25 protein-coding genes are annotated in these 25,707 nt (G+C 58.3%); 20 read left to right on the plus strand and 5 right to left on the minus strand.

What is annotated here, in order from left to right; translation table 11 throughout:
* Positions 1 to 65: 65 nt before the first annotated feature.
* Positions 66 to 1,073: a pirin family protein gene (locus UM93_RS08860; protein ID WP_045075077.1), complete on the plus strand. Its 1,008-nt coding sequence runs from the start codon at positions 66 to 68 to the stop codon at positions 1,071 to 1,073.
* A gap of 37 nt (positions 1,074 to 1,110) precedes the next feature.
* Here UM93_RS08860 and UM93_RS08865 read toward each other — a convergent pair whose 3' ends face one another.
* Positions 1,111 to 2,037 carry an N-acetylglucosamine kinase gene (locus UM93_RS08865; RefSeq protein ID WP_234399278.1) on the minus strand — a complete coding sequence of 309 codons (927 nt, stop codon included), beginning with the start codon at positions 2,035 to 2,037 and terminating at the stop codon, positions 1,111 to 1,113.
* A gap of 28 nt (positions 2,038 to 2,065) precedes the next feature.
* Between UM93_RS08865 and UM93_RS08870 the strand changes: the two genes are divergently transcribed.
* Together UM93_RS08870 and UM93_RS08875 are read left to right on the plus strand one after the other, a co-directional pair.
* Positions 2,066 to 3,070 carry a nitronate monooxygenase gene (locus UM93_RS08870; RefSeq protein ID WP_045075079.1) on the plus strand — a complete coding sequence of 335 codons (1,005 nt, stop codon included), beginning with the start codon at positions 2,066 to 2,068 and terminating at the stop codon, positions 3,068 to 3,070.
* A 55-nt stretch (positions 3,071 to 3,125) separates the two neighbouring features.
* The gene (locus tag UM93_RS08875; protein WP_234399279.1) at positions 3,126 to 3,608 is read left to right on the plus strand and encodes an Lrp/AsnC family transcriptional regulator; all 483 of its coding nucleotides are present in this window, start codon (positions 3,126 to 3,128) and stop codon (positions 3,606 to 3,608) included.
* Between the two features lie 42 nt (positions 3,609 to 3,650).
* Here UM93_RS08875 and UM93_RS08880 read toward each other — a convergent pair whose 3' ends face one another.
* Both UM93_RS08880 and UM93_RS08885 read right to left on the minus strand, forming a co-directional pair.
* Positions 3,651 to 3,845, minus strand: coding sequence for a hypothetical protein (locus UM93_RS08880; RefSeq protein ID WP_045075082.1), 195 nt, complete (start codon positions 3,843 to 3,845; stop codon positions 3,651 to 3,653).
* Positions 3,842 to 4,495 carry a winged helix-turn-helix domain-containing protein gene (locus tag UM93_RS08885; protein ID WP_045075084.1) on the minus strand — a complete coding sequence of 218 codons (654 nt, stop codon included), beginning with the start codon at positions 4,493 to 4,495 and terminating at the stop codon, positions 3,842 to 3,844. The genes UM93_RS08880 and UM93_RS08885 overlap by 4 nt, the downstream gene beginning before the upstream one ends.
* A 104-nt stretch (positions 4,496 to 4,599) precedes the next feature.
* Between UM93_RS08885 and corA the strand changes: the two genes are divergently transcribed.
* From corA to UM93_RS08900, 3 genes are all read left to right on the plus strand, one after another.
* The gene (gene corA, locus UM93_RS08890) at positions 4,600 to 5,595 is read left to right on the plus strand and encodes a magnesium/cobalt transporter CorA (protein ID WP_045075085.1); all 996 of its coding nucleotides are present in this window, start codon (positions 4,600 to 4,602) and stop codon (positions 5,593 to 5,595) included.
* On the plus strand, positions 5,586 to 6,470 hold the full coding sequence (locus UM93_RS08895; RefSeq protein ID WP_045075087.1) for an alanyl-tRNA editing protein: 885 nt from the start codon (positions 5,586 to 5,588) through the stop codon (positions 6,468 to 6,470). Before corA ends, UM93_RS08895 begins: the two co-directional genes overlap by 10 nt.
* 96 nt (positions 6,471 to 6,566) lie before the next feature.
* Entirely contained in the window at positions 6,567 to 7,367 is an 801-nt protein-coding gene (locus UM93_RS08900; protein WP_045077141.1) for an aldo/keto reductase, read from the plus strand.
* An 85-nt stretch (positions 7,368 to 7,452) separates the two neighbouring features.
* Here UM93_RS08900 and UM93_RS08905 read toward each other — a convergent pair whose 3' ends face one another.
* Together UM93_RS08905 and UM93_RS08910 are read right to left on the minus strand one after the other, a co-directional pair.
* On the minus strand, positions 7,453 to 8,436 hold the full coding sequence (locus UM93_RS08905) for an aldo/keto reductase (protein ID WP_045075089.1): 984 nt from the start codon (positions 8,434 to 8,436) through the stop codon (positions 7,453 to 7,455).
* 93 nt (positions 8,437 to 8,529) lie between these two features.
* Positions 8,530 to 9,081, minus strand: coding sequence for a TetR/AcrR family transcriptional regulator (locus UM93_RS08910; RefSeq protein WP_045075090.1), 552 nt, complete (start codon positions 9,079 to 9,081; stop codon positions 8,530 to 8,532).
* 96 nt (positions 9,082 to 9,177) lie between these two features.
* Here UM93_RS08910 and UM93_RS08915 point away from each other — a divergent pair, with 96 nt between their 5' ends.
* The 14 genes from UM93_RS08915 to UM93_RS08980 all read left to right on the plus strand — a co-directional run bounded on the left by UM93_RS08915 (position 9,178) and on the right by UM93_RS08980 (position 25,699).
* On the plus strand, positions 9,178 to 10,089 hold the full coding sequence (locus tag UM93_RS08915; protein ID WP_045075092.1) for an SDR family oxidoreductase: 912 nt from the start codon (positions 9,178 to 9,180) through the stop codon (positions 10,087 to 10,089).
* A gap of 194 nt (positions 10,090 to 10,283) precedes the next feature.
* Entirely contained in the window at positions 10,284 to 10,751 is a 468-nt protein-coding gene (locus UM93_RS08920) for a hypothetical protein (protein ID WP_045075093.1), read from the plus strand.
* 291 nt (positions 10,752 to 11,042) lie between these two features.
* Complete coding sequence (locus tag UM93_RS17140; RefSeq protein WP_052663697.1) at positions 11,043 to 12,155, plus strand: hypothetical protein; 1,113 nt, start codon at positions 11,043 to 11,045, stop codon at positions 12,153 to 12,155.
* 178 nt (positions 12,156 to 12,333) lie between these two features.
* The gene (locus UM93_RS08930; RefSeq protein WP_045075095.1) at positions 12,334 to 13,617 is read left to right on the plus strand and encodes an RAD23 family protein; all 1,284 of its coding nucleotides are present in this window, start codon (positions 12,334 to 12,336) and stop codon (positions 13,615 to 13,617) included.
* Between the two features lie 56 nt (positions 13,618 to 13,673).
* On the plus strand, positions 13,674 to 16,406 hold the full coding sequence (locus UM93_RS08935; protein WP_045075097.1) for a hypothetical protein: 2,733 nt from the start codon (positions 13,674 to 13,676) through the stop codon (positions 16,404 to 16,406).
* Complete coding sequence (pstC, locus tag UM93_RS08940; protein ID WP_052663698.1) at positions 16,406 to 17,425, plus strand: phosphate ABC transporter permease subunit PstC; 1,020 nt, start codon at positions 16,406 to 16,408, stop codon at positions 17,423 to 17,425. Before UM93_RS08935 ends, pstC begins: the two co-directional genes overlap by 1 nt.
* Entirely contained in the window at positions 17,425 to 18,726 is a 1,302-nt protein-coding gene (locus tag UM93_RS08945) for a PstA family ABC transporter permease (RefSeq protein WP_052663699.1), read from the plus strand. Before pstC ends, UM93_RS08945 begins: the two co-directional genes overlap by 1 nt.
* Positions 18,723 to 20,477 (plus strand): substrate-binding domain-containing protein, encoded by a 1,755-nt coding sequence (locus tag UM93_RS08950; protein WP_045075098.1) that lies wholly within the window; start codon positions 18,723 to 18,725, stop codon positions 20,475 to 20,477. Before UM93_RS08945 ends, UM93_RS08950 begins: the two co-directional genes overlap by 4 nt.
* Positions 20,474 to 21,415 carry a sortase gene (locus tag UM93_RS08955; protein ID WP_052663700.1) on the plus strand — a complete coding sequence of 314 codons (942 nt, stop codon included), beginning with the start codon at positions 20,474 to 20,476 and terminating at the stop codon, positions 21,413 to 21,415. The genes UM93_RS08950 and UM93_RS08955 overlap by 4 nt, the downstream gene beginning before the upstream one ends.
* 7 nt (positions 21,416 to 21,422) lie before the next feature.
* Positions 21,423 to 22,301, plus strand: a complete 879-nt coding sequence (gene pstB / locus UM93_RS08960; protein WP_082057073.1) for a phosphate ABC transporter ATP-binding protein PstB — start codon at positions 21,423 to 21,425, stop codon at positions 22,299 to 22,301.
* Positions 22,294 to 23,001, plus strand: coding sequence for a class F sortase (locus UM93_RS08965; protein WP_045075100.1), 708 nt, complete (start codon positions 22,294 to 22,296; stop codon positions 22,999 to 23,001). The genes pstB and UM93_RS08965 overlap by 8 nt, the downstream gene beginning before the upstream one ends.
* Positions 22,998 to 24,452, plus strand: a complete 1,455-nt coding sequence (locus UM93_RS08970; RefSeq protein WP_045075101.1) for a PASTA domain-containing protein — start codon at positions 22,998 to 23,000, stop codon at positions 24,450 to 24,452. The genes UM93_RS08965 and UM93_RS08970 overlap by 4 nt, the downstream gene beginning before the upstream one ends.
* A 107-nt stretch (positions 24,453 to 24,559) precedes the next feature.
* Positions 24,560 to 24,916 (plus strand): UBP-type zinc finger domain-containing protein, encoded by a 357-nt coding sequence (locus tag UM93_RS08975; protein WP_045075103.1) that lies wholly within the window; start codon positions 24,560 to 24,562, stop codon positions 24,914 to 24,916.
* A gap of 228 nt (positions 24,917 to 25,144) precedes the next feature.
* Entirely contained in the window at positions 25,145 to 25,699 is a 555-nt protein-coding gene (locus UM93_RS08980) for a CGNR zinc finger domain-containing protein (RefSeq protein ID WP_045075104.1), read from the plus strand.
* Positions 25,700 to 25,707 lie beyond the last annotated feature (8 nt).

Genomic DNA, 25,707 nt, shown 5'->3' on the forward strand with positions numbered 1-25,707 from the left:
CGGTGCCAGTCGACAGGTCACTCAACGAGCTTGCGATAGCGACTCAGGCGTGTGACCGTTAAGCCGTGACTAACGCTGAACAACACCCCGAACCCATCGATTGCCCAGCGGCGGTAGCCAGCGGACCATGTTTACAGTTCTGGCCAGCTCGTGAAGTACCACTGGGCGGAGTACGCGGGGTTTCGGTCTCCAGGACCTTGCCGCAGCGTGGTCTGCCAACCGTGGGGGCTTGGTGTTTTCTTGACAGCTTCGGACCGGCTGAACCGGATATGTCGGTGCTGCCGCATCCACATATTGGCTTGCAAACCGTCACCTGGCCGCTTTCGGGGGTGATCCGGCATCGCGATTCGCTGGGCTCGGACGTGCTGGTGCGCCCCGGCGAGTTGAACATTATGACGGCAGGCAATGGCATCGCGCACAGCGAGTTCTCCTGGTTGCAGGAGCCCGGCGGTGAGGACCAGACAATGCGCGGCCTGCAGCTCTGGGTGGCGCTGCCGGAAGGTTCCCGGCACGGTGCGGCAAGCTTCGAGCAACATAAGGATTTGCCGTCCTTCACAAGCGGGGTTTTGAGCGTCCGGGTGATCCTGGGAGAGCTCTCCGGACATCGCTCGGCAGCCACCACCTTCAGTCCTTTGGTCGGTGCGGAAATTACCGTCGACGCCGACGGTGAAGGCAAGCTAGCGCTCAACCACGACTTCGAACACGCCATTCTGGTGCTGGACGGCGCCTTGCAGCTCGACGATCAGGAAGTCCTGCCTGGACCGCTCGCCTTCCTCGGTGCCGGACGGCATGAACTGAACCTCAGCGCGCTGGCCGGTACTCGGTTCCTGCTGATTGGTGGCGAACCCTTCGAAGAGGAGCTGCTGATGTGGTGGAACTTTGTCGGCCGCAGCCAGGAAGAAATCGAGTCCGCCCGAGCCGACTGGGAAGCTCAGTCTCCTAGATTCCCGACGGTTCCCGGCCACGGACCCGAGGCGGGCATCGAGGCAGGCCGAATCCCCGCTCCGGAACTGCCCACCGTGCGGATGAGTCCGCGGAAACGCGCCTCGGCTCCGCCAGCAACTGACGACTAACAGCAGTGGATGACTAGGACTCCGGCCTAGTAGGGAGTTAGCGGCCGACGCTGCCGACTGCTTGGGCAGCCAGATCCAGCACACCGAAAATAGGATCCTGGTCGAGCACCCGAACTTCGCTGAAGCCGTCTTCAGCAAGGTACTTTTTGAAGGTCTCTTGAAGCGGCGGCTGGTGCATACCCAGGCCTGAACCAAGCACAATCGGCCCGGTGACCCCGATCTGATGAGCGACCTGAGCGGCCAGTGCGGCCAGATCCTTCCCGGCCTGTTCAATCATCTGCTGGCTCTCCCGGTGTCCTGCCGCGGCGGCATCAAACACCAGGGGTGAGAGCGCTGCCCAATAACGCCGGGTGGTACCGGAGTGGAAGTGCGCAATCAGTTCCCCTGGCTCGCGCAGTTCGCAAGCCTTGAGCAATGCTTCGGTGAGTGTGTCCGGAGCCAGGTTGAGATTCATCCGGTGCAGACTGTGTCGCACGGCTTGCCGGCCGAACCAGTATCCGCTGCCCTCGTCGCCCAGTAGGTACCCCCAACCACCCGCCCGAGCTTGGCCGCCCTCATCGTTGACTCCCCACGCTGCTGAGCCGGTGCCCGCGATCACTGCGACTCCGGTACGTGCATGCCCGGCGGCCAGCAGCAATCTGGTGTCATGCACCACGGTGACCGGAACACCTGGCAGATTGGGTCTGATCAAAGCAGCCAGCGCCTCAGCGTCGGCCTCGGTATCGATGCCGCCGGAACCCGCGAAGACCTGATCGACTGTCGCCTCGGGGAACAGCTGGAACAACTGCCGCAGGTTCTCGGTAGCTTCGTCAACGCTGACATTCTGTACATTGGCGCTGCCAGTCTGTCGGTCAGCAATAACCTCGCCATTCCGCCACAGAATGCCACGGGTTTTGCTACCGCCAATATCAAGGCCGATGATGGTCTTGAGCTGGCTCGGCTTGGGTTCAGCGGTTGAAGTCACGTCCCTAAGGATAGTTGGCGGGAGCGGAATGTTTGATTCAAACTTAATCGTGGCGCCGATGGCTGGCGGTCCGAGCACACCGGAGCTGGTCGTCGCAGCCGCCGAATCTGGTGCCATTGGTTTCCTGGCGGCTGGCTATAAGAGTGTTGACGCCTTGGCTACGCAGATCTCCGCGGTGCGTCAAAGTACCGAGAATTTTGGGGTCAATCTCTTTGTCCCTGATCAGCGACCAGTCGACCAAGGGGCGCTGGCGGCCTACCGTGTCGAGCTGCAAACTGAGGCCAGCCGCTACCGGGTTGAATTACCCGAGCTGGCCGGCCCGGACGACGACGCTTGGTCGGAGAAACTTGATCTGCTCACCGCTCAGCCGCCGCGTTTTGTCAGTTTCACCTTTGGACTACCAAGCAGCCGCGTGCTCAGCACTCTGCAGCGACAAGGCAGCCTGGTCTTGGCCACCGTCACCTCAGCAGAGGAAGCCCAACAGGCTACCGAACTCGGAGTGGACGCCCTGGTGTTGCAGCACCCCGACGCGGGCGGACACTCCGCTGCTTTCCTAGATCTGGAGGCCACGCCATGGTCGGGTTCGCTCCATGGATTGCTCAAAGCTGTCCGGCAGCTGAGTTCGCTACCTTTAGTAGCCGCCGGTGGAATAGCTGATTCAGCTGCCGTAAGCGGCAGCTTGCAGGCCGGCGCCAGCGCTGTACAGCTGGGCACAGCCTTCCTCAAAGCGAAGGAGGCTGGCACCAAGGAGGTGCATCGCTCGGCCCTCGACGACCGACGCTTCGGACGAACCGCGCGGACCCGCGCCTTCAGCGGTCGTTGGGCGCGTGGCCTTGAGAATCGATTTATCCGCGAACATTCCGGCGCACCGTCGGGTTACCCGCAAATTCACCATCTCACCAGTGAACTGCGCTCCGCAGCGGCTGCCCAGGGCGACGCCGATGGGGTCAATTTATGGGCTGGCACCGGGTATTCCCTGGCCCGAACCGCCACAAGTGCAGAGATCATCGCCGAGCTGAGCCGTCAGATCTGAACTTTTCTAAGCCGCTGGCGAGGTCAGGCGGCTCGGATACGTCTATAGTGAAATCGTGAATCAACTGCCTGAGTCGCAAAGCCTCGACAGCGTCGACCGCAAGATCATCGACTTGCTCCTGCAGGACGCCCGAATCACCAACCGAGACCTGGCAGATGCGGTCGGAATTGCGCCGTCAACCGCTTTGATGCGCACCCGCTCGCTGCAGGAGCGTGGCATCATCTCCGGCTTTCAAGCCACTATCAATATGGCCGCCGTAGGTCGTGCCGTACAGGCGCTCGTAGCCGTGCAATTGAAGGCTCACGACCGAGTGGAAATCGACCGTTTCACCTCAACGGTGCCCAAGCTACCCGAGGTGCTGACCACGTTCCACACCTCTGGCTCGGTGGACTATTTGCTGCACATCGCGGTGACGAATACCGACACGCTGCGGGATTGGGTACTCGATAATCTGACCACCGATCCGGTGGTGGGTCACACCGAGACCACCTTAGTTTTTGAGCGGATGCCCGGCTACTCGGGGCCGCTCTCCTCATGACTTCTTCATAGCCTCATCACGAGCTAGTGTCCTGGTGGACGATTAGCGCATTGCGTTGTGCTTGAGCAGGGTGCGGTGCAATTCGGTTTCCTGATCAACCCGCTCGCGGTAAAGGGTGTTGCTGACGTGCGAACGGTCTCGGCGGGCCGACCATTCTTGCAGAGCGACCCCGGCATGGCTGGCCAGCGAGGCAATGATGTTTCGACGGCGGGGTGCACGTTCTTCTGAGGTATTCATGATGATTCCTTTGCTGCGGTGTTGGCTGATTTTTTATCGAGGTTTGGATCAAGGATGGGGAAGGCGTCGATGTGCACCTGCACAGCGCGCTGCCCTTGAAGTTCTCCCTCGGCCTTGATCTCTTCAACTAACTTCTCTGAGTAAGCATTGAGTTTTCGGGCAAATATGCTGAGCTGCTCAGCGTTCAAGCGGAGTGTCGAGGTACTCAATGAACCCGCGTCGACCCATTCTTCGGCAAGCACGTCATCGCCGTGCGCAAGATAGTCCTGCAAGTAGTTGGTTCGACTGCTGAGAAACTCCCGGTTGATCAGGCGCACCGCCTCGGCGGTTTCTGGGTTCTCATACTGCTCTCGATCGCCGAAACTAAGCCGCCCTGGACTGCGCTCCCACCAACGCTCCCGGGCATTACCCTTACCCTCAACGGTGCGCACGAATTCGTGCTTCTCGAGTTGACGTAAGTGATAACTGGTCGAGCCGCTCGACTCCCCGAGCAACTCCCCCAAGCTGCTCGCGGTTTGCGCGCCATAACGAGAAAGGCTATCCAGGATCCGCACTCTGATCGGGTGCGCCAGAGCCTTGAGCGAGCTGACATCGAGGTCTCGCGCGGTGGACCGCGTCGGCTCCTCTGGGGGCTCAGCTCCTTGTGACATATCAAAATCATAACATTGCAAAGATTTCTTTGCAAACGTTTCTTTGCGATTGTGAGGCGGAACACAGGTGGCTTCAATCACAGCTCAGCACGGATAATGTACGCGTGACCGTCATCGATAACGCCATTTACGTCAATGGCATCCGGACAGCTGATCCGGTCAGCCTGCAACAGACCTACGAGACCTTGACCGAACGCCACGGGATGGCCTGGATCGGCCTCTACCGGCCGAGCGCCGAAGAAATGGCTTCCATCGGCGCGGAATTCGATCTTCACGAGTTGGCTATTGAAGACGCGGTAACCGCACACCAGCGCCCCAAACTCGAGCGCTACGATCACAATCTCTTCACTGTGCTGCTACCGGCTCGCTATCTGGATGATGAGGAGGAAGTCGAGTTCGGCGAACTGCACGTCTTCACTGGAAAAAACTTCGTGATCACCATCCGCCACGCCGAGACTCCGGTGATGAGCAAAGTGCGTCATCGAATGGAACAGAATCCTCAACTGCTCGCGCTTGGCCCCGAGGCAGTGCTCTACGCCATCCTGGACCAGGTTGTTGACGACTACGGTCCGGTGGTTGCCGGTCTGGAGAACGACATTGACGAAATCGAAGATCAGCTCTTCTCCGGAGATACCCAGGTCTCCCGGCGCATTTATAAGCTCTCTCGTGAAGTCATCCAATTCCAACGCGCCTTGCAACCGCTTATGGGCATGATGTCAGCTCTGCATGGCGGCTTTGAAAAGTATGGCGTGGATATTGAGTTGCAGCGAAATTTGCGAGATGTGGAAGACCACGTGGCTAGGCTCTCCGGCCGAGCCGACTCCTTCCGGGCGCTGCTGCAAAATGCCCTGATCGTCGACGGAACCCTGACCACCAACCGCCAAAACGAGGCCAGCGCCGCTCAGAACGAGGAGATTAAAAAGATCTCTTCGTGGGCAGCTATTCTCTTCGCGCCCAGCGTGGTGGCCGGTATTTACGGGATGAACTTCGAGCTGATGCCCGAGCTCAGCTGGACCTGGGGTTATCCGGCGGCAATTGGCTTGATGGTGCTGGTTTCGGCCACTATGTATTTCGTTTTCAAGAAAAAGAAATGGTTGTAATGCTTCCCCAACACGACACTGATGTAAGTTACCCGCTGGGCGTGACCCAGGCCCGCGCGACCGTGCTGCACACCGAACGCCTCGCTGACGGTCGCGCCGTCGTGCTGCTCGACAGCACGCCCTGCCATCCGGTTGATGCCGCTTGGCCCGATCAAGGCCCAGACCGAGCCAAGTTACTCACCGATGGTGCCGAAATACCGGTCCTCGACGCCGTGGTGGCCGCCAGCAATGGCAGCGAGTTGTTTCTCGGCAGCGATATTCCAGTGCGCAAGGGCACTGAGGGCTGGAGCTTCCTGGTAGCGCATCTGGTGAATGGCGAGAGCGCTCCCGCAGAGGGTAGCCAGCTTGAGGTACTGGTCGACGCCGACTACCGTTTGGCGCTCAGCAGCGGACACAGCGCCTGTCATCTGGTTTCGCTCGCGCTCAATCGGGCAGTTGCGGAGCGCTGGAATAAGGAAGTGCGGCCGGACTCACTCGGAGCGCCGGACTTCGACGGTAGCGCCATCGCCTCCTCGACTATTACGGAATATGGCTCCACCGATGTATACCGACTCAATAAGTCCTTGCGACGCAAGGGCTTCGACGCCGAGGGTCTGGAGCAGGCGCTACCGGAGCTCAATGCAGCCATTAATCAGACAGTTGCGCAATGGCTAGCCAGCGGCGCTGAGATCCGAATAAACCGCGAAGGCGAGGGCCTGACCGACCGACGTTACTGGTCTTGCGAACTACCGGAAGGTACCGCCAGCATCCCCTGCGGAGGGACTCATCTAAGTTCGCTGAGTGAGCTCGGATCGGTCAACGTTCGGTTGACGCTGCGCGAGAGTAATGGCCCCGAACTTGAAATGACCACCAACTGCGTCAAGACTCAGGAATAACCAATCCAGCCACCCGGTTGCCGCAAGAGTAACCAAAACAAGGAGATATTTGTGACCGGCAACGTTTCTAACGTGACCCTCAACAACGGCAACACCATGCCTCAGCTCGGCCTCGGCGTTTGGCAAGTGCCCGACGCCGAAGCTACCGCCGCCGTGAGCAGCGCCCTCAAAGCGGGATACCGCAGCATCGATACCGCCGCGATCTATGGCAACGAAGAAGGCGTCGGCAAGGCCATTAAAGAGTTTCTGTCCACCGGCGAAGCAGACCGCTCCGAGCTCTTTATCACCACCAAGCTCTGGAACAGCGAGCAGGGCTATGAGAAGACCTTGGCCGCCTTTGATGAAAGCCTGGCAAAGCTCGGTCTGGACTACGTTGACCTTTACCTGATCCACTGGCCGACCCCGGCGAAGGACACCTACGTCGACACCTGGCGCGCCTTCGAAGAGATTTACTCCTCAGGCCGAGCCAAAGCAATTGGCGTCTCAAACTTCCCGCTGCAACATCTGCAGCGCTTGATCGACCTCGGCGGCACCGTGCCGGCGGTCAATCAGATCGAGTTGCATCCGAACCTGCAACAGCGCGAACTGCGCGCCTTCCACGCCGCCCACGGAATTCATACCGAGGCCTGGAGCCCGCTCGCCCAGGGTGGCGAATTGCTGACTGACGCCTCACTCAGCGCAATCGCCGAAGCACATGGCAAGAGCGTTGCCCAGGTGATCATTCGCTGGCACCTGCAGGTCGGCAATATTGTCATCCCCAAGTCGGTCACCCCGGCTCGGATTGAAGAGAACATCAACGTCTTCGACTTCGAGCTGAGCGCCGAGGAATTAGCCACCATCGATGCACTCGACAAGGACGGCCGGATCGGGCCGAACCCCGAAGAGTTCAACGGCTAAGAGCTAATAACCACAAAGGCCGGGTGCGCCAGCTATCGCTGGGCACTCGGCCTTTGTGGTTGAACTCCTTTAAGGGCTCTGCGGGTTATTTGTTAAGCCCGGCCATTCCTTCGGCGGTGTAGCGCTCTCCCGCTGGGGCGGGCAGCGAATTGAGCTTCGCCAGTTGATCTGCCGTTAACACCAGCTGATCCGCACCGAGGTTATCTTCCAGGTAGCTGATTCGCTTAGTGCCGGGAATGGGCGCAATATCCTGGCCCTGTGCAAGCAGCCAGGCTAGTGCCACTTGAGCCGCGCTAGCCCCAGCTTCCGCTGCTACCGCATCGACCTGCTCGACCAGACGGATATTGGCTTCCAGGTTGTCACCGGTGAATCGTGGGTTTTGCCGACGGAAATCGCTCTCGTCCAGTTGTTCCACCGAACGGATCGCTCCGGTCAAAAAACCTCGCCCTAACGGTGAATACGGCACAAAGCCAATGTTCAGTTCGCGCAGCGTCGGTAGGATCTCCGCCTCAGGATCTCGGCTCCACAGCGAGTACTCGGTTTGCAGCGCTGCCAGTGGATGCACCGCATGCGCTCGGCGAATTGTCGCCGGCGCCGCCTCGGAAAGGCCATAGGCCCGAATTTTGCCCTCTTCGATCAGCTTGCTGAACTCGCCCACGGTATCTTCGATTGGCGTGTTGGGGTCCATCCGATGTTGATAGTAAAGATCGATGTAGTCGGTGCCCAGCCGCTTGAGCGAACCTTCGACGGCTAGTCTGAGATTTTCTGGGCTGCCATTCAGGCCGCGCACGCTTCCGTTCAGATGGTCGATATTGCCGAATTTACTCGCAATCACCACCTGATCCCTGCGGTCGGCAACAGCTCGGCCCAACAGTTCCTCATTGGTGTAGGGGCCATACATCTCGGCGGTGTCGAAAAAATTCACGCCCAGATCGAAGGCTCGATGAATTGTTTTAAGCGCTCCGGCGTCGTCCTGCCCACTACCTGTGTAGAAGGCACTCATCCCCATGCAACCAAGTCCTAGTCGAGAGACCTCAAGACCAGAAGACCCGAGTTCAATCTGCTTCATCTGAGTCGTCCTTTCACTAACGTTACGGAGCAATGCCGCTCCACGCACAGCCTAGGACTTGGAGTGCACTCCAACACAAGCCCGGGACAAAAACTAAGTCAGTAACCGAACCATCGATATCACCGATTCACGGAGCATCGCACGCTGCTCTACGCCAGCTTCAGCGTCGAGTTGGAAAGCCGCCTGGGTAGTCAAGATGGCTACCGCCTGGTGCAATAACTCGGCGGGAAGGTGATTTGCCAGAATTCCTTGTTGCTGCGCCCGCTCAATAGCCAAGCTCTTGCGTGCCGAGGCCTGCTGCACTTCGGCACTTCGTATTCCCTTACCTTGCCGCTCCAGCTGATCCCACAACACGATCCGGAATTGCTCGGGGTGCGCCAGCGCGTAGTCGAAGAGCTTAGCGGCGTAGCCAGCGAGATCCTCGGCAGTAATTGGCACCTCCTCCACGGTGGCAATCACCATTTCATCGAAGACGGCATCGAAAAGCGCGTCCTTAGAACCGAAATAGGTATAGATCTGCGCCTTATTGGAGCCAGCAATCGCGGCGATCCGATCCACTCGGGCACCGGCTATACCGCGTTCAGCAAATTCCTTTGTGGCCGCCTCCAGCAGTCGTTGCTTGGTTGCCTGCGCGTCTCTCACCATGCCGAAGATATTACCAACTAGTTAGTTGACAATCAAGAAAAGAGGGTTTTCAATGGTTATCAACCAACTAGTTAGAAAAAGATTCGAGGGTGTGCGATGTACCAGGTGCCAGATCAGGGCGGCAAAGTATTTGTGGTGACGGGGGCCAATTCGGGCACCGGCAAGGAGGCGACCAAACGCCTTGCTGCGGCTGGAGCCACCGTGGTGATGGCAGTTCGCACTCCTGAAAAGGGTGAGACCGCCAAACAGGAGATTCTCGCCGAGCATCCGACGGCGCAGCTTGAGGTTCGACGGGTCGATCTTGCCGATTTGTCCAGCGTGCAGGAATTCGCCGAAGCCCTGATTGATGACGGCATTCAAGTCGACGTCTTGGTCAATAACGCCGGGGTGATGACACCGCCGTCGCGAATCGAGACCAAGGATGGTTTTGAGCTGCAATTTGGCAGCAACTTCCTTGGCCCATTCGCCCTAACCAACCGCCTCCTGCCGCTGCTATTGAAAGCTGAGGCCCCCAGGGTCACCACAATGAGCAGCGGAATGGCCAACTTTGGCAGGATTCACTTTGACGATCTGAACTGGAATCGCCGTTACCGCAGCGCCGCTGCCTACGCCCAATCCAAACTCGCCGACCTGCTACTCTCGCGCAAACTTGCCGAGGTTGCCCTTGAACGCGGTTGGCAGCTGATCAGTAACGCCGCCCACCCTGGATACACCCAAACTAACCTACAGACCGCGGGCGCTAGCTTAGGTAAGGAAAAACCCCGAGAAAAGGGTCTGCTCGACCGGCTGCTGCCGTCACAGGAAGTCGCACAAGGTGCCGAACCGCTGCTCTTTGCCGCTACCAGCCCCGAAGCAATCAACAAGGGCTACTACGGCCCAACCGGTCGCTTCGGCCTGGTCGGCCCGACCGGAGTGGCGGGTCTGAACCGCAGAATGCGGGACGATGAGTTGGCTAGCAAACTGTGGCGGCGAGCCGAAGAAATTACCAGAACCAGCCTGCCGGCCTGAGCAAAACCTCAAACCTATTTTCTGAATCGATAAGAGTTCACCAAGAGGACACATGTTCTTCATGTGTTCCTGAGTACGATTTCAACAGCAACCCCAAGGATCAAAACAATTCTTGGGGTTGCTTTTTTGTGCTGTTTTAGTTTTGTTATTAATTTTTTGAAATCCATCATTCTCTTGCGGCCTGGAGGCCTTCGATGTCCAGCGTGCGTCTTTTAGTCGCTTCGTTTAGCACTCCCCAGGACCCGGTGCTGCACAGTTGGTTGGTTCATCGCAGTCGAGTGCTCGGAGAAACTCACTACGGCAGCGCCTTGGAAAAAAGCGATGGTTTTGATCCCGAAGAACATATTTTTGTCTGGCGGTTATTGACATCGAATAATCGAGAACTCGCCCGCAGCGCCGCAATTTTCAAAAAATTCTCCGAGGCTCGCGACGACGCCGCGGAAACGCAACGCTCAATTCAGGACCTGGCGCATCACTCAGTAATTGACGCGGATCAAGGTACCCATACCTGGCTGGCCTTCGCGGCTGAAGAGCCCAAGGTTTTCGGAGCTCGCTGGTTCCGGATGGAACGTGATCGCGATAAAGCGCTGCACAATGCCTTGATCGCTTTTAGCTCGGCACGTCTGCCGGAGAGTGCCCACGCGGCAGGGCTAAGAAGATGAAGCAGTCTTTTTCAGATCCGAATGGACAACTGTTTGATTCACCCAATATTCACCTGGCAGACAAGGCTGCTTATTGTTCGCGTCGACGCGGATGCCAGGCTGATCAGCAGAATTGTTTCTGGTTGCACAGCGCAAGCTAAGCAATCTTCCAGCCTTCCTCCAGGAGCGCGTTTTGGCTTGCGTCTCTTTGAAGGAAGACCCGCCCCGGGCTAGAGCCGGAGCGGGTCAAAACTACAGGTGTAATCGGCAACTGTAGTCAACAATGCATTCTATCAAGGAGTTTTTCCCGGAATGAAAAAGTCAATTCTCTCCCTCGCGGGTGCCACCGCTATTGGTGTTCTCGCTCTCGGCTTGGCCACTTCTTCTTCGGCTATCGCTGATCCCAGCTCCACCCCTCGCACGTACGTAGCCACCGGTTCGGACACCACTCAGGATGTCTGGAACGGCCTTTCCAATGGTGGCGCTGGCCTCACCGCTACCCAGTCGGATGTAGCTTCCTACGATGCTTTCGGCACCGCGACGATCAACCTGAACAACTCGGGCACCATCATTAACCGCCCGGCTGGCTCCGGTGCTGGCGTCAAGGCTCTCAGCGCTTCCGCTGACACCACCTGGGCTGCCACCGCTGGTAATGGCTACCCCGGCCCGAGCGGAAACGTGAACGTGGTTGGCAAGATCCAGGTTGCCCGCTCGTCCTCCGGCCCGAAGACCGCTGGCACCGACCTGCGTTACATCCCGTTCGCTCGTGACGCGGTCAGCATCGCGATCAAGAACACCGCATTGGGCGCTGCTACCGCGACCACCGCTCAGCTGAAGGCCGCTTACCAGTGGAACGGCACTGGCGCTCAGCCGCAAATCAGCGTCAACGGTGTACTCACCAACGTGACCCCGCTGTTGCCGCAGGCTGATTCGGGCACCCGCGCGTTCTTCCTGAAGGCTCTCGGCCTGACCGAAGCAACCGTCGGCGCAGGCGTCACCACTGTTGGTGCAGAGAACAATGGTACCCAGCTGACCGCTGCTAACCAGATCATCCCGTTCTCCGCTGCGCAGTGGATCTCTCAGAAGAACACCGTCACCACCAACACCACCGCTGGCCTGAAGATCGCTGATCTCAACGGTAAGACCGCTGTTGCTGGCTCCGGCACCAACCTGACCCCGGGCACCCTGTTCGGCAATGCTACCCAGACCCCTGCCGCTAGTGGCGACGTCTTTGCTCGCGATACCTACAACGTGATCAACAACGTCTCGCTGGATGCCACCCTGGCTGCAAAGCTGCGCGCCATCAACGCCGCTGTGGTCGCCCCGGCAGTCAACCCGAACAAGGCTCTCATCGAAAAGTACGGCTTCTTGACCTTGTCCTACACCGGCACCGGCAATGAACTCACTGCGAAGTTCGAGCACTGAGCTTAGCCTCACCTTGGCGAACGAGAGCGAATAGCTCGCTCATCGATTAGCTAAACAGCAGTTGTGGTGCGGTGCCTCAACGGGCCGCACCACAACTCTTCGTTTTGATCTTTACCAAACCAGCCACTCTTTATCCTTTTCTTCCAGACTTCAAGCTCATGACAGGACTCGCGACTCCATGAAGGCTCTCACTCGTTCTCAGCGGCTGCTTTTAGCCGGCGCCACCTCACTCGCTGCTGCAACGGTGGCGGTCTCGGCCATCGCCCTCCCAGTACAAGCCGCCAATAGCAATGGCTCACCCAGTGGCAGCGTGACGGTTTCTCCCGCTGAGGGCCTGTGGTCTGACGGCGCGAATGGCAAGCCTATTGTGGTCAAGAGTTCGCTGAAATGCGAACCATCACGCGGCAGCTACCCGGCGGGGAGCACCGTATTAGCGATGACCACCTATGTGCTTACTCAACAGGGAAAGGAATCTCCAAGCCTCACCAAATCGGTAGAGGTGGCAGTGCCAACCGACTTCACCAGCTTCAAGGATGATTTTTTAGCTGTCGGTATCAATAGCCTACAAACCAAGCCCGACGGTACCGTTGACGACGCGGATCAGAATACCTTTCCTGGTTATGCGGTTGATGAAGGTCAAACCTGGGGTTTGCCGGATGGCAGCCCGGTTACGAACTTCTCTACAATTCTCGCGCCAAACAGCAGCTATAGCGTCGCCGCTGTGTGCTTCTACCGGGTCAGCCAAGGTTTCAGTTCCAGCTATTTTTTCGAGCCCGATAGCACCGGTCACCTACAGTCGGCTTGGTCAACGGTGACCACCGGCAGCGGTACCGGCGATCAACTTAGTTGGAAGGTCACTGCCGTTGCTCAGCCGACCAATACCGGTTCAGCCTCCCCCACTACGAGTTCAACACCAACCGGCAGTGCCTCACCAAGCCATAGCACAACACCCTCCCCTACCGGCGACCCCTCGCATTCCGCCAGTCCCGGCGCGACGGAGACCAATGTTGAACCGCTAACGCCAACTGGCGGCACCGGCACCGCGCTCACGGTAGATCTGGGCAAGCAATACACTGTCGCAGTGCCAGCTGGCAGCTTCGCGGCAGCTGAGCTGATTAACGGGGAAATCCACTCCACTCCCTTAGCTCTCACCGAAACGGCAACCTCCGCCGACGATGGCTCGGCAAGCTATAGCTTCACGGTTCCTACCGAACTCAGCGCCGGAGAACACACGCTGCTACTCACCGGGAGCGCCTCCTCGAAGACGTATTCGGTGCCGCTGACCGTACTTGCTGCGACAAACAATCAGCCATTCCAGCCCTTGACTAACTGGGTCTCTGACAACGTCGGCACACCCGGTGGGATGACTGGTCTTTTTTTCTTGCTGGTGTTGCTCAGCGCTGCTGTCGTGCTCGGCTGGCGATTCTTCATTGGCCGCACCTCACCTCACCGTAAGCATTAAGGGACACACATTTTGCAGTCATTATTTCGTCGTCGCCCCAACCCTCGGAACGAGTCATGAACATTACCTCCGTGCGCAGAATTGCAGCCACCATGACAGTAGCGGCGCTGGCCAGTTTGCTTTTTCAACCAGCAAGCGCCCAAGCGGCGGAAGGGAGTTGGGGTCCGCAAGGTGATATCACCAATACTTCTTCCGCGGTGACAGTCCGCTGGGACAACGCCGGTAATCTGCCCAGTAGCGTGGTTTCACGCTCCAATGACACTGTCCTGGCCCACACTGCGGGCAAAACTTATCAGGACATTGACCAGGGAACCCGGGCACGATATCAGGAGATCTTTGGTGGACTCAGCATGTCGGTGTCACAGACCAAGGACCTGGTTAACCAGTCAATCAGTGTCTCGGTGAGCGGCGCTCACAACGAGATCGATCAGAGCAATCTGACCTCGTTCATGCAATTTTTCCAGTGTTGGGGAGCACCAGGTCCCGACGGTAAACCTGATCCGAACGCTACCTCCCCTGATCCAGCGACATGTCAGGTTGGGGCCGGAGGCACCGACAGCGATGCGACGGATACTGCCTTTGTCTCACGGATCATTTCCGAAGACGACAAACTTCTCACAGGCGGCGATTGGGACGCTCAAATACCTGGTTTAGGCGATCCTCGAAGCAATGGATTGCTCCGAGTTGCGCCCTTCACCGCGGTAAGTGGCACCAAGCACAGGGGTACCGAGGTCACTCAAAACGAGAGTATCGGAAATCCTTTTTTCAACCGAACAACCACAAACGAGATATCCAAGGCCTACCTCAGCCCTCAGGGCTCCGTCACTCGCCCGGTAGAGGTTCAAACTGGCGCCGAGGCCAACGGGCTCGGCTGCGGAAAGCGAGAGGACAACTCACCCAGTGTGTCGAGTTGCTGGCTCATTGCAGTGCCTAGGCTATACGGCGCTTTGGATACCAAAAATGCCAAATTGAATACGGTCGGACCAGTCGCCCCTTCCGTATGGGCGCAACGCCTCCAGGTCAAGCTGGACTTCCAGGATGTTCGTTCTGGTTGTTCGAGCGATGCTGTACCAAACCAAATAAATGGTGCTGAGCAAATGTCACGTCTGATGAAGTCCTGGATTCCTGCGCTATGTGACAACAAGAAAACAGCCTTTAGCTTCAACCCACTAGGCGAAACTCAAGTACGCGGTGGTTTTAGCAGCAAACCCGGTGGAATGCTCTTCGGCAGCCAAGCAATTTCCAGCAGCACTGTGCTGCAGGCACCCATTGGACTCACCGGCGTGGTGATTGCCTATAACATCTCGCTGACAGACCAGAACGGGGCCGCCGCCAAGGGTTTGAAGCTCAATGCCCGGTTGGTCGCAAAACTACTCACCCAGTTCTATGACAATGGCATCGATCTCGCTGCTGGCTCAGAACTCTTCGCTAAAGCTCCGTGGGCAAGAGCTAATTATGCAACGCTCAAGGATGACGCCGAGTTCAAGAAACTCAACCCGGACCTCAATATTGATTCGGCACCAAACCTTGGCGGCGACCTGCTGGTGGAAACCCTACGCTCGGACGCTGCGTACCAGGTCTGGCAGTGGATCCTAGACGACCAGGCCGCGTCTTCCTTTCTCTCCGGCTGTCCTGATCCGAGCGGCAAGGTGATCAACCCTTACTTCTCGATGCGAAGCTACGCGGGCTGCGAAAACCAGAAAGAGACCTTGGAGAAAGATCTGACCAAGAAATTGGCGGAAACCAAAACTCCCAAGGACTTTCAATACCAGTTGCCCGACTACACCTCGGGCTTCTATCCGCAACCAGCCTGGTATGAGCGCAGTGCAAAAGTCGACGCGAACGGCAAGGAAACCATCTCACCGCTTCGCATCGGCGATTTGCGACCGCGCAGCTCACGGATGGATGTGATCGGCCGCGAGACCAGTCGTCCAGTGAATAAAGTTTCCTCGTTGTGGTGCGATAAAAATCTCTGCCTCAACCAGCCGGACTATCCGCTTCCCGGTGTCTGGAAGTCCACTGGCGATCAAAATTATGCCAATAAGTTCTTGGCCTCAATTACCGATGCAGCCACCGCCGCTCAGTTCCAGTTACCGACCGCTCTGCTCTGCAATACCGAGGGCACCAGTTGCTCCGGTGCTGATACCAGCTCACTACAAAAGGCCGCGAACAACTTTCAAAGCACCGATGTCGCTGGGGTTCTAAAACCCGCGACGAAACCTGACTATGCGGGTGGGGCTTATCCGCTGACCCTTCCGGTGTATGCCGCTGTCAACACCAACGGACTGACGCAGGACAAGGTCAACGCCTACCGAACGCTCTTCGAGCACGCCGCAGGCGCCGGACAAACCGCAGGTTATACGCAGGGAAGCTTACCGCCGGGTTACGCCCCACTCACCGAATCAATGCTGAGCGCTTTGAAGAAGACAGCAGGCTTACTTAAAGCTGCACCGAGCAGTCCGAGCACTCCTTCCCCCACATCACCGTCGGCAGTAGTAAAAGAGCCGAAGACCGATCCCACAGCTCCGACCCCCAAGGGGGACGATAATGCTCCCCCACCGGCAGAGATCCTGCCACCCGATAAAGCCCCGACCGATGACGCGCCCGCAGACAAGGCCGGTACTTCAAATGAGTCTGCAGGAAAAGAGACCCCGGCTCCGGTCAGCCAAGCCGGTACCACCTCCCCACTATCTTCAACCTGGCCACAGTATCTGCTCCTGATCGGTCTAGGTATAGCGCTCCTTGCGGGTCTGCTCTCACCGCTCATCGGCCGCGGGAGGAAACAATAATGAGTACCCTGTTACCGGGCTATCCAGAGCTCACCGAGCAGGTATCCGCCCGGCCGCTCAAGCATGTGCTGGAACCTAGCGACTACTTTTTCCGCGGCATCACCCGGGTTGGCGGCATTATTGTGCTCGCGGTGATGTGCCTGGTCGGCCTATTCCTGACCATCAATGCTGTGCAGGCCATTTCCGCTGTCGGCCTATGGAAGTTCCTGACTACCCAAGAGTGGGCACCGGAGACGAATAACTTCGGTATCGCTGCGCTCCTCTCGGGCACCGTGATGGTCGCCATCGTGGCACTCATCGTCGCGTTACCGCTTTCCATTGGCACCGCGCTCTTTATCACCGAAGTAGCCAAGGGCTCGTTACAAAAGACACTGACCTCGGTCATCGACCTGATGGCAGCTGTGCCCTCGGTGGTTTTCGGGCTTTGGGGCGCTTATATGCTGCAACCGGTGGTGGTCGACTTCAGCCGCTGGCTGTCCGAATGGTTTGGTTGGATACCCATCTTCAAAGTACGCGACGTCGATCCTAGCAATCCCCTGGTGGATACCAACCTCTTCACCGCTTCTACGTTCATTGCTGGACTGGTGGTGTCAATGATGGTCATCCCGCTGCAGACGGCAATGATGACCGAAACCTTCCGACGGGCCCCGATCGGCGAGCGCGAGGGGGCTTTTGCTCTCGGCGCCACCCGCTGGGGAATGATTCGCTCGGTGGTGCTCCCCTTCGGTAAAGGCGGCATTATCGGCGGCACCATGTTGGGTCTGGGCCGGGCGCTCGGCGAAACCATCGCCGTTTACCTGATCATCAGCCCTAAATTCGTCGTCAACCCGCATATTCTCGAAAACGGTTCTAATACCGTCGCCGCTCATATCGCCTTACGTTACGGCGAGGCCAATCAGTTCTCCATCTCAGCGCTGATGGCCGCCGGTCTAGCGCTCTTTGCCCTCACCATGGCCATCAACTTCACCGCATCCTCGATTATTGCTCGGTCACGATCAGGTGCAGAAAGCGAGGGCTAATGAGCATCGACATGGAACCCAGCCTGGAGCTTGAAACCCCAACCGCCCCAAAAACCTTCCTGCCGCTGCTAGAGAAGGACGATCTGCCGCCGGAAGGTGAACGAGTCCAGATCGGCCTCGGCAGGGATGCAGTTCTGGCCGTTATCGGCTCGGTAGCGGCTGGGATCGCGATCGGCCTGCTACTGAGCGCGGGGCTTGGCATCATCGGTATCGGCTGGATGCCGGTCGTCTCCTTTGGCTGGTTCGTGGCCATCTACTCAGTACTTGCAGCGGTGACCGACTTCGGACCCGCGATCAGGAATCGTTTCTGGTCGGTCATGTTCGCCTCCGCCGGAGTGGTGGTGGTCGCGGCGCTCGCCATTGTGATCATCTTTGTGTTGTTCCGTGGTTGGGATGTGGTCGCTGAGATGTTCTCCTTCCCGGCAGGACGGAGCGTACTCGACGCCTTCCATTTTCTCACCCGAGATATGAGCGGGGTTGGTCCGCTAGACAAGCTCAGCGAAGGCGGCATCCTGCACGCTCTAGTGGCTACCCTGGAGCAGATTGGCATCGCGTTAGCGATCACCATCCCGCTTGGTCTGCTCACCGCAGTTTTCCTTAACGAAGTGGGAGGAAAATTCGCCCGCTTCGTACGTACCATCGTCGAGGCCATGACGGCGCTGCCCTCAGTGGTGGCGGGGCTTTTTATCTACGCCGCAGTCATCGTGCTGTTTACTCGTGACTTCAACGGCTTCGCCGCTTCGCTCGCTATTACCGTGCTGATGCTGCCGATTATGATCCGCTCCGCCGATGTGGTGCTCCGGCTCGTACCCGGCAATCTACGCGAAGCTGGCTTAGCTCTCGGCGCGGGGCAATGGCGGGTAGTGCTACACGTGGTGTTGCCAACTGTTCGCTCCGGTCTGATGACCGCTATTATCTTGGCCACCGCGCACGGCATTGGTGAAACCGCACCAGTGCTGCTCACCTCCGGCATCACCACCAACCTCAACGTGAACCCGTTCAGCGATAAGCAGACTTCGCTGCCGCTGGCCGCCTTGGAGTTCGTTCGTTCGCCTTCGCCGGAAATGGTCGCCCGAGGCTTCGCCACGGCAGCGCTGCTGCTCGTCGTGGTACTGATTCTCTTTGTCTTCGCCCGTGTTGCCGGCGGTAGCGAAGCTGGCAAATACTCGCCACGTAAATTGCGCAAGCTCGGCAGGGTTTCACGCGCTCAACTACCGAGCATTGAAGCCAACTACCACCATCACCTAACCGAAAATCATTTAGCGCAGAACCATTCGGCGCAGCTGCAGGAGAACCTATGACCAGCACGTTTTACCATCGGCGTAGCGTCGCAAGGCTGCTACTTGCCCTGCTGCTTACCGCGCTGCTGAGCGCGGTCGGCGTGATGCCAGCTTCCGCAGCCTACCCTCGGATAAGCGGCGAGGGATCGTCGTGGGCAGGCAATGCACTGGATCAGTGGAAGGCTAATGTTGGCAATTCCGGTGCCGTGGTGGATTACGCGCCGAGCGGCTCATCGCAAGGCAGGAAGAACTTCGCTAATGGTTTGGCGGACTTTGCGGTTTCCGAAATTCCTTATACCGGAGACACCGCTGACCCTCAAGATCAGGGCGTAGAACCCAATTTTAAGTATTCAATGTTGCCGGTGGTCGCGGGTGGAACCTCGTTTATGTACAACCTGAAGGTTGCTGGCAAGAGGTTCGAACGCCTGAATCTCTCCCAATCCACTCTGGCCAAGATTTTCAGCGGTCAGATCGATAACTGGAATAATCCGGCGATCAAGGCGGATAACCCGGGGGTGACACTGCCCAATCAGCGACTCACCGTGGTAGTTCGCTCGGACGGCTCCGGTGCCACCGCGCAGTTCACCCTCTGGATGCTGCGGCAATTCCCGCAAGATTACGCCAAACTCTGCCAAAGCACCGGGCAGTGCAAGTCGAACAGCGCCACCTCGTACTACCCCACTCAGGGTTTAGGGAACTTTGTCAGCCAGAAGGGCTCCGACGGCGTCACCGGTTACGTTAAGTCGAACCAGTTCACAATTAACTACGACGAGTACTCTTATGCCCTTAACGCCGCCTTGCCGGTGGCCAATATTAAGAATGCGGCCGGCTTCTTCCTGAAACCAACAGCACAAAACGTTGCGGTTGCTTTGGTCAAAGCAAAAATCAATATGGATAGCAGTTCAAAGAACTATCTGGCCCAGGATCTCTCCGAGGTTTACAGCTACACAGACCCGCGGAGTTATCCGCTGAGCGCCTACTCCTACATGATCACCCCGGCGCAGACCACCTCTCGGATCACCGCTGATAAAGGCTCCAGCGTCGGATTCTTTGCCACCTATTCACTCTGCGAAGGCCAGCTTTCCTCGGAAGACCTCGGTTATTCGCCGTTGCCGATGAACCTGGTGCTGGCGGCCATGCAACAAGTACGCAAAATCCCCGGCCTGGATGCGGCCACCGTAGCTAAGCTGAACAAGACCTCCTCCGGCGTCACCAGCGGCAGCAGCAACCCGTGTAATAACCCGACCTTCAAACCCGGTGATAATCCCAAGCAAAACCAGTTGGTGCTCACCGCCCCCTTCCCCACCGGCTGCGCGGGCGAGTGCCAAAACAAAGCTTGGGCGCTCTACGGGATCAAGGGCAAACCGATTCAGAAGACGGTTGATAACACCGGCAATCCCAGCACCGGCGGGGACGACGGCACGAAGAATCAAGGCGGCGCCGGCGCCGGAGCTGGTGGTGGAAACCAGCAGTCCACAAAGACCGACGGCAGCCAGACCAGCGGTTCAAAGAGTACTAAGAAAAGCACTGCTTCCGGTGCAACAAACCAAAAGTGTGATCCGGATACCGGGGTCTGCGGCGACGCTGGCACCCAGGACGGGGCGGGCAACGCACCGGTCGCCGGGGTGCCTACCACACTGGCCTCAGCGGAAGGCTGGGGCGCTCCGCAGAATTTGCTGATCTTGGTCGGTGTGCTGATCGTACTGCTGGTGCTCGCCCCACCGTTGACCGCTCGGATGGTCAACCGTCCGCGCAGAGATGATCAGCTGTGACGGCGGTTTTGGAACGCGAGCAGCCCGCCGAGACCGAGCGAAAAAGGGTTCGGCAAGAAGCCGAACCGAAGCGACGAGTGCCCGCTTCGGCCGGTGCCTCAATGTTTTCCAAAATGCTCTCAATGGTCTGCGCCATCATCATCGTTCTCCTGCTGAATCTGGTTTTGCTCTCCCCCGTGCAACACAGTATGAGTCAGAAAGCTCTCTACGATCAGCTCCGGGTGGCGCTTTACGACGGGTCTGCCCCGGTCGGCCAGACGCTCAACGACGACCCGGAAAAATTAGTCCCGCTGGGCACCCCGATGGCGCTACTGAGCATCCCGGACCTCGGCATCAACGAGGTGGTAGTCGAGGGCACTACGTCGGCGCAGACCATGCTAGGCGTGGGGCATCTGCGCAATACCCCATTGCCAGGCCAGGCCGGAATCTCGGTGCTGATGGGGCGCTCCGGAGCCTACGGCGGTATTTTCGGCCAGCTCAACCAGCTGAAACCTGGAATGCGGATCAAAGTGACCACAGGTCAGGGCGAAGCGACTTTTCAAGTTCGAGCCATCCGCAAAGCCGGAGATCCCACTCTGCCCGCCCCCGATGCAAAAGAAGGTCGGCTCACCCTGACCACCGCGGCAGGCCAGCCGTTCCTGCCCAGCGACGCGCTCAGGGTCGACGCCGTGCTGATCTCCGATCCTTTTCCCACCGGACCGGTGGTGCTCAGTGCCAGCTCAACACCGGACGCAGAAAAGGCTCTCGGCCAAGACTTCTCCCAGCTCTTCGGACTGGTGATTTTGTTGCAGCTACTGCTCGGTGCTTGCATGGCCGGAGCCTGGTGCCGCAGCCGATGGGGTAAATGGCAGAGCTGGATCGTCTTTGTTCCGGTGATCGGCAGCCTCACTGTACTGGTGGGAAATCAGATCAACCTCCTTCTACCGAATTTATTGTGAGGCAATAATGACCATTGAAAACTTGCACACCGAAGCACTCCCCCAGCTGAGTCTGGACCAGCCGCAGGTTGCCGAACGTCCACGGCGGCGCGATCCTTTGCCCCGCGAGCAAGCGGCCGAGTTACAGGCGAATCAGATCAGTGCCTGGTTCGGCGAGCACAAAGTGCTTGATCGAGTCTCGCTGACCATGCACGCCGGCCAGGTGACCGCCCTGATTGGCCCTTCTGGTTGTGGAAAATCAACCTTCCTACGGATCCTAAACCGGATGCACGAAATGATCCCCTCGGCTTCGCTGGCCGGTGAGGTGGTGCTGGACGGGGCCGATATTTACCATCCTGGTCAGCGCATCACCGCGGCACGACGCAATATCGGCATGGTCTTCCAAAAAGCAAACCCGTTCCCGGCGATGTCGATCTACGACAATGCCATTGCCGGTTTGAAGCTCTGTGGCATCAAAGCTAGCCGGGCGCAAAAGGACTTCCTGGTGGAAGATTCTTTAAGGAAGGCTTCACTCTGGGATGAAGTCAAAGATCGTCTGCAACAGCCCGGCGGTGGGCTCTCCGGCGGCCAGCAGCAACGCCTGTGCATTGCCCGCTCGCTCGCGGTCAGCCCTCGCGTGTTGCTGATGGACGAACCATGCTCAGCGTTGGACCCCACCTCAACCCGCCGAGTTGAAGAAACCATCGAATCGTTACGCGGCCAGGTGACCATTGTGATTGTCACCCACAATATGCAGCAAGCGGCGCGCGTTTCCGATACCTGCGCGTTCTTCCTCGCTTCGCAGAACACCCCGGGGGCCATTGTTGAGCACGGCGATACCCACGCCATGTTCAACAATCCGCAGGATCAACGCACCAGCGACTACGTGAACGGCCGCTTTGGCTAAGCGTTGGCTTCGAATCGGACTACTCGGCGCGCTGCTGGCCTGCTTAGCAGGCATCGCCCTAGTGCTGAGCCAGATTTTTGCGCCCGGAAGCCTACCCGCAGTCGGCGCGCTGCTGCCTATGCTGCCCGCAGCTAGCGCTCCCGCGACATCGGCTAAACCGCTAGCAGATCAAGTCAGTGTGCTGGATAGCGCGGTAGCAAATAACACCCAAGAACAGCAATTCGCCCAGCAGCCGCCACGACCGGATCAGCCTTTACGGGTGCTTTCCACTGAATTGGGCTTGAACGTTCCGATCCTGCCCAGCAGGCTCCCTGCGGACCGGCGTTTCAACCCTCCATCCAATGTGCTGGCTTACTGGCTGGACGAATACGGTTCGGCCGGGCCCGCCGCGAAGAACACGCTTTACCTCGCGGCGCACTCCTGGAACGACGGATACGCGGCCTTTAACCCACTTATGAACATCGCGGCCGGGACGGCCCGAGTGAGAATCGGTCAGCAGCTGACCATCCTGACTAGCACTGGCAACTATCGGTACCGAGTCACCCAGGTCGCCGACTACCGTAAAAGCAGCATCACCTCGGAAAAGGAGCTCTGGAAGGCGATACCAGGACGCCTGGTACTGGTGACCTGTTTCCAGCTCAATGATGCTGGGGCGAACCGTAACCTGGTGATTTATGCGCAATTGGAGAAGGGAACATGACGTCCTCGGCAATCACCGAACCGGGCGTTGATGAGTTGCTCGGCGGCCGCTACCGGGTTGATGAACGGATAGACTCCGAGGAGCCTTTCGGCTCCGCTGAAGCGATTGTCTTTAGCGGCTGGGATAATCTGCTGCGGCGACGCGTCCGCCTTGACGTGTTGGCGGAAGATTCCGCTGATCGAGATGACTTTCGTCGAGCGATTAGGCGGCATGCTGAACTTGTCTTCGATCACATCGTGACCATTTATGATGCGGGTCTGCACACTACCGCTGAGGGCCGCCTACACTGGGTGGCCAGCGAATACTTGGAGCCATTGACCCTCGAAGAGTGTCAATTGACGGCTGCACAGGTACTAGCCTTGACCAGGAATCTGGCCGCAACCATGAATCAATTGCAACGCGCGGGGATTTCACATGGAAACCTCAACACCAAAACAGTGCGGCTGGTTGAACCACTAGATCTGCGTATCACCGATTTCCGTCTCCAGGATGCCAGCGTCGCCGATGACCTCTTAGGTTTTCGGCACGTACTGCTGAGTTGGTTACGGCAATGCAGCCTAGAGTTCCCTCAGTTGCGGGAGCTCTCCCGCAACTTGGCCCAACAGCAGCCGAGTTTTGCTGACATTTCGCAATGGCTGGAGCGGGTTTCATTACCAACCGCGCGTCCTAGAACGACAACTAAGACAACGTCATCTCGGTTCCACGGCAAAAAACCGAATACGCCATTGAGCGGTTTGGGTAGGCAACAACGCAATAGCGCCATTGCGATCCCTGGTGTGCTCATCCTGATCTTACTCGGCGTGGTTAGCGCCTTCTGGGCGGTTTCCGCCTCGAACAACTCAGCACAAAATGGTGCTATCCGGATCCCCACGGTGGCTGGCCAATCCGCCGCCGAAGCCAAAACAAAACTCGCCTCCAGTGGCCTCAAATGGGGTGGCCAGAAGATACAGACCTCTGAGACAGTGCCTGCCGGGAAAGCGATCGGAACCGATCCGTCCGCCGGCGAGAAAGTCGCCGACTCAACGATCGTGGTTGTCTTGGTCTCTTCCGGTAAGCAACGCAATCGGGTGCCCGCGACGGTGGGCGAACAGCTTAGCCTTGCCAAGGAGCTGCTGGTGGCGCAGGGAATGAATGTTCAGGTCCTGCAAAAGGATAGCGAGCAGTCCGAGGATACTGTGCTGTCGATGAGCCCGGGGGCGGGGCAGAAAATTAATATTGGCAGCACCGTGGTTCTGCAGGTAGCTTCTGGTTATCTGCGGGTGCCAAATCATCTCATCGGGACTTCGTCTGCCGACGCCTTGACGGCACTGCACGATCTCGGACTCACCGTTCAGTTGATCAAGGTGCCGTCCGCGGGCGCTAAAATCGACACAGTTAAGTCGATCACGCCCTTTGATCGAGTGCCGGTCGGTGGCACGGTGACAATATATGTCACCGCGCCGGTGCCTTAGGCGAAGCTGCCCGAGGAACCGTGATGATCGAGACCGCGTTAGCTAATAACGGGGAGCGTCCGGCAGCCCGACCGCCGGGCGGTCCGCAAGCGTGAAGGAGAAGTGCAATGGGGTCCGATCTCATTCCTGGTATTAATCCCGCCGCGGAGCCAAGCGGCACGGGCTGTGCCGAGTGCTTGGAAGGCGGAGGCTGGTGGGTGCATTTACGACGTTGCGCTGAGTGCGGACACATTGGTTGCTGCAACTCCTCCCCTGCTCAGCACGCCAGCAGTCATGCGGGGAAGTCAGGCCACCAGGTGATCACCAGCTTCGAACCGGGCGAGAACTGGTTCTATGACTTTTCTACCGATGAGTTTCTGCGTGGCCCGAAGTTAGCCGATCCGCAGTCCCGGCCGGAGACACAGCCCGTTCCAGCTCCTGCGGATAAGGTTCCGGCGAACTGGCAGGAACTGATCCACAGCTAGGCTGGCCAGCACGTTGCTGGCTGCCTAGTGCGGGTTCCTTGAGCTGCGCGCCAAACAGCGTCGCTGAATTCAGCTCGACTTCCCAGCGCCCGCACGGGCAACCGAAATAGCTCACCAGTCCCCCGCTAGTGCGATGCTGGGAGCGTAAGGACCATAGGTGCGGGCCGCCATCAAAAGCTAAACAGGCTAAGTATTGCTGCATGTCATCAAGTCTGCTGTAATGCCATTATGCGGGTAAACCCTTACGGTGAAGATCCTTTGCGGCTAGCTGTCCGCTTGGTCAATGAACCAGTACACAGCGCAGCTGAATTGCAAGTTGTCTGTCAGCAGGCTGGAGTAGTACTTGAACGTCCGGTCAGCAAGACAGATCTGGCGCAGACCTACCGAATGCTCGACGACTGGCTCGCCGTACTGGATGCCGAGGAGGCAGAGCAGCGCGCTCAGGTGCTCAATCAGCTGCTAGCCAGCTCGGCCACCTATCCGAGTCTGACCGATCATCAGGGCGATGGTTGGCACCTGCATTATCGCGAGGAGAATCTGGCGCTCTGGCAGATCTTGCGCACCATGCTCTACGTTGGCACCGCACTGCATCTGGCCGGGCGAGGGATGAACCGATTGGGCCGTTGCCAGGCCACTAACTGCGAGCGGATTTACGTCGACTTTTCTCGTCCCGGCAGCCAGCGTTACTGTTCACCAGCCTGCGCTAACCGGAGCGCGGTGCAGCGACACCGAGACCGCAGCCGGGGAATCCCCGCCGGCAATCGCAAAGTATCGATAGGCTAAGGGAACAG

Origin of the sequence: Psychromicrobium lacuslunae (assembly GCF_000950575.1) — a bacterium.
Taxonomy (GTDB): domain Bacteria; phylum Actinomycetota; class Actinomycetes; order Actinomycetales; family Micrococcaceae; genus Renibacterium; species Renibacterium lacuslunae.

What these genes read in the sequence shown, in the direction of transcription:
- UM93_RS08970 (WP_045075101.1), top strand. Translation starts at nt 22,998, where the DNA reads ATGACGTCCTCGGCAATCACCGAACCGGGCGTTGATGAGTTGCTCGGC.
- UM93_RS08905 (WP_045075089.1), bottom strand. Translation starts at nt 8,436, where the DNA reads ATGAAGCAGATTGAACTCGGGTCTTCTGGTCTTGAGGTCTCTCGACTA.
- UM93_RS08870 (WP_045075079.1), top strand. Translation starts at nt 2,066, where the DNA reads ATGTTTGATTCAAACTTAATCGTGGCGCCGATGGCTGGCGGTCCGAGC.
- UM93_RS08935 (WP_045075097.1), top strand. Translation starts at nt 13,674, where the DNA reads ATGAACATTACCTCCGTGCGCAGAATTGCAGCCACCATGACAGTAGCG.
- UM93_RS08900 (WP_045077141.1), top strand. Translation starts at nt 6,567, where the DNA reads ATGCCTCAGCTCGGCCTCGGCGTTTGGCAAGTGCCCGACGCCGAAGCT.
- UM93_RS08895 (WP_045075087.1), top strand. Translation starts at nt 5,586, where the DNA reads ATGGTTGTAATGCTTCCCCAACACGACACTGATGTAAGTTACCCGCTG.
- UM93_RS08975 (WP_045075103.1), top strand. Translation starts at nt 24,560, where the DNA reads ATGGGGTCCGATCTCATTCCTGGTATTAATCCCGCCGCGGAGCCAAGC.
- UM93_RS08880 (WP_045075082.1), bottom strand. Translation starts at nt 3,845, where the DNA reads ATGAATACCTCAGAAGAACGTGCACCCCGCCGTCGAAACATCATTGCC.
- UM93_RS08930 (WP_045075095.1), top strand. Translation starts at nt 12,334, where the DNA reads ATGAAGGCTCTCACTCGTTCTCAGCGGCTGCTTTTAGCCGGCGCCACC.
- UM93_RS08920 (WP_045075093.1), top strand. Translation starts at nt 10,284, where the DNA reads ATGTCCAGCGTGCGTCTTTTAGTCGCTTCGTTTAGCACTCCCCAGGAC.
- UM93_RS08945 (WP_052663699.1), top strand. Translation starts at nt 17,425, where the DNA reads ATGAGCATCGACATGGAACCCAGCCTGGAGCTTGAAACCCCAACCGCC.
- UM93_RS08885 (WP_045075084.1), bottom strand. Translation starts at nt 4,495, where the DNA reads ATGTCACAAGGAGCTGAGCCCCCAGAGGAGCCGACGCGGTCCACCGCG.
- UM93_RS08910 (WP_045075090.1), bottom strand. Translation starts at nt 9,081, where the DNA reads ATGGTGAGAGACGCGCAGGCAACCAAGCAACGACTGCTGGAGGCGGCC.
- pstB (WP_082057073.1), top strand. Translation starts at nt 21,423, where the DNA reads ATGACCATTGAAAACTTGCACACCGAAGCACTCCCCCAGCTGAGTCTG.
- pstC (WP_052663698.1), top strand. Translation starts at nt 16,406, where the DNA reads ATGAGTACCCTGTTACCGGGCTATCCAGAGCTCACCGAGCAGGTATCC.
- UM93_RS08980 (WP_045075104.1), top strand. Translation starts at nt 25,145, where the DNA reads ATGCGGGTAAACCCTTACGGTGAAGATCCTTTGCGGCTAGCTGTCCGC.
- UM93_RS08915 (WP_045075092.1), top strand. Translation starts at nt 9,178, where the DNA reads ATGTACCAGGTGCCAGATCAGGGCGGCAAAGTATTTGTGGTGACGGGG.
- UM93_RS17140 (WP_052663697.1), top strand. Translation starts at nt 11,043, where the DNA reads ATGAAAAAGTCAATTCTCTCCCTCGCGGGTGCCACCGCTATTGGTGTT.
- UM93_RS08950 (WP_045075098.1), top strand. Translation starts at nt 18,723, where the DNA reads ATGACCAGCACGTTTTACCATCGGCGTAGCGTCGCAAGGCTGCTACTT.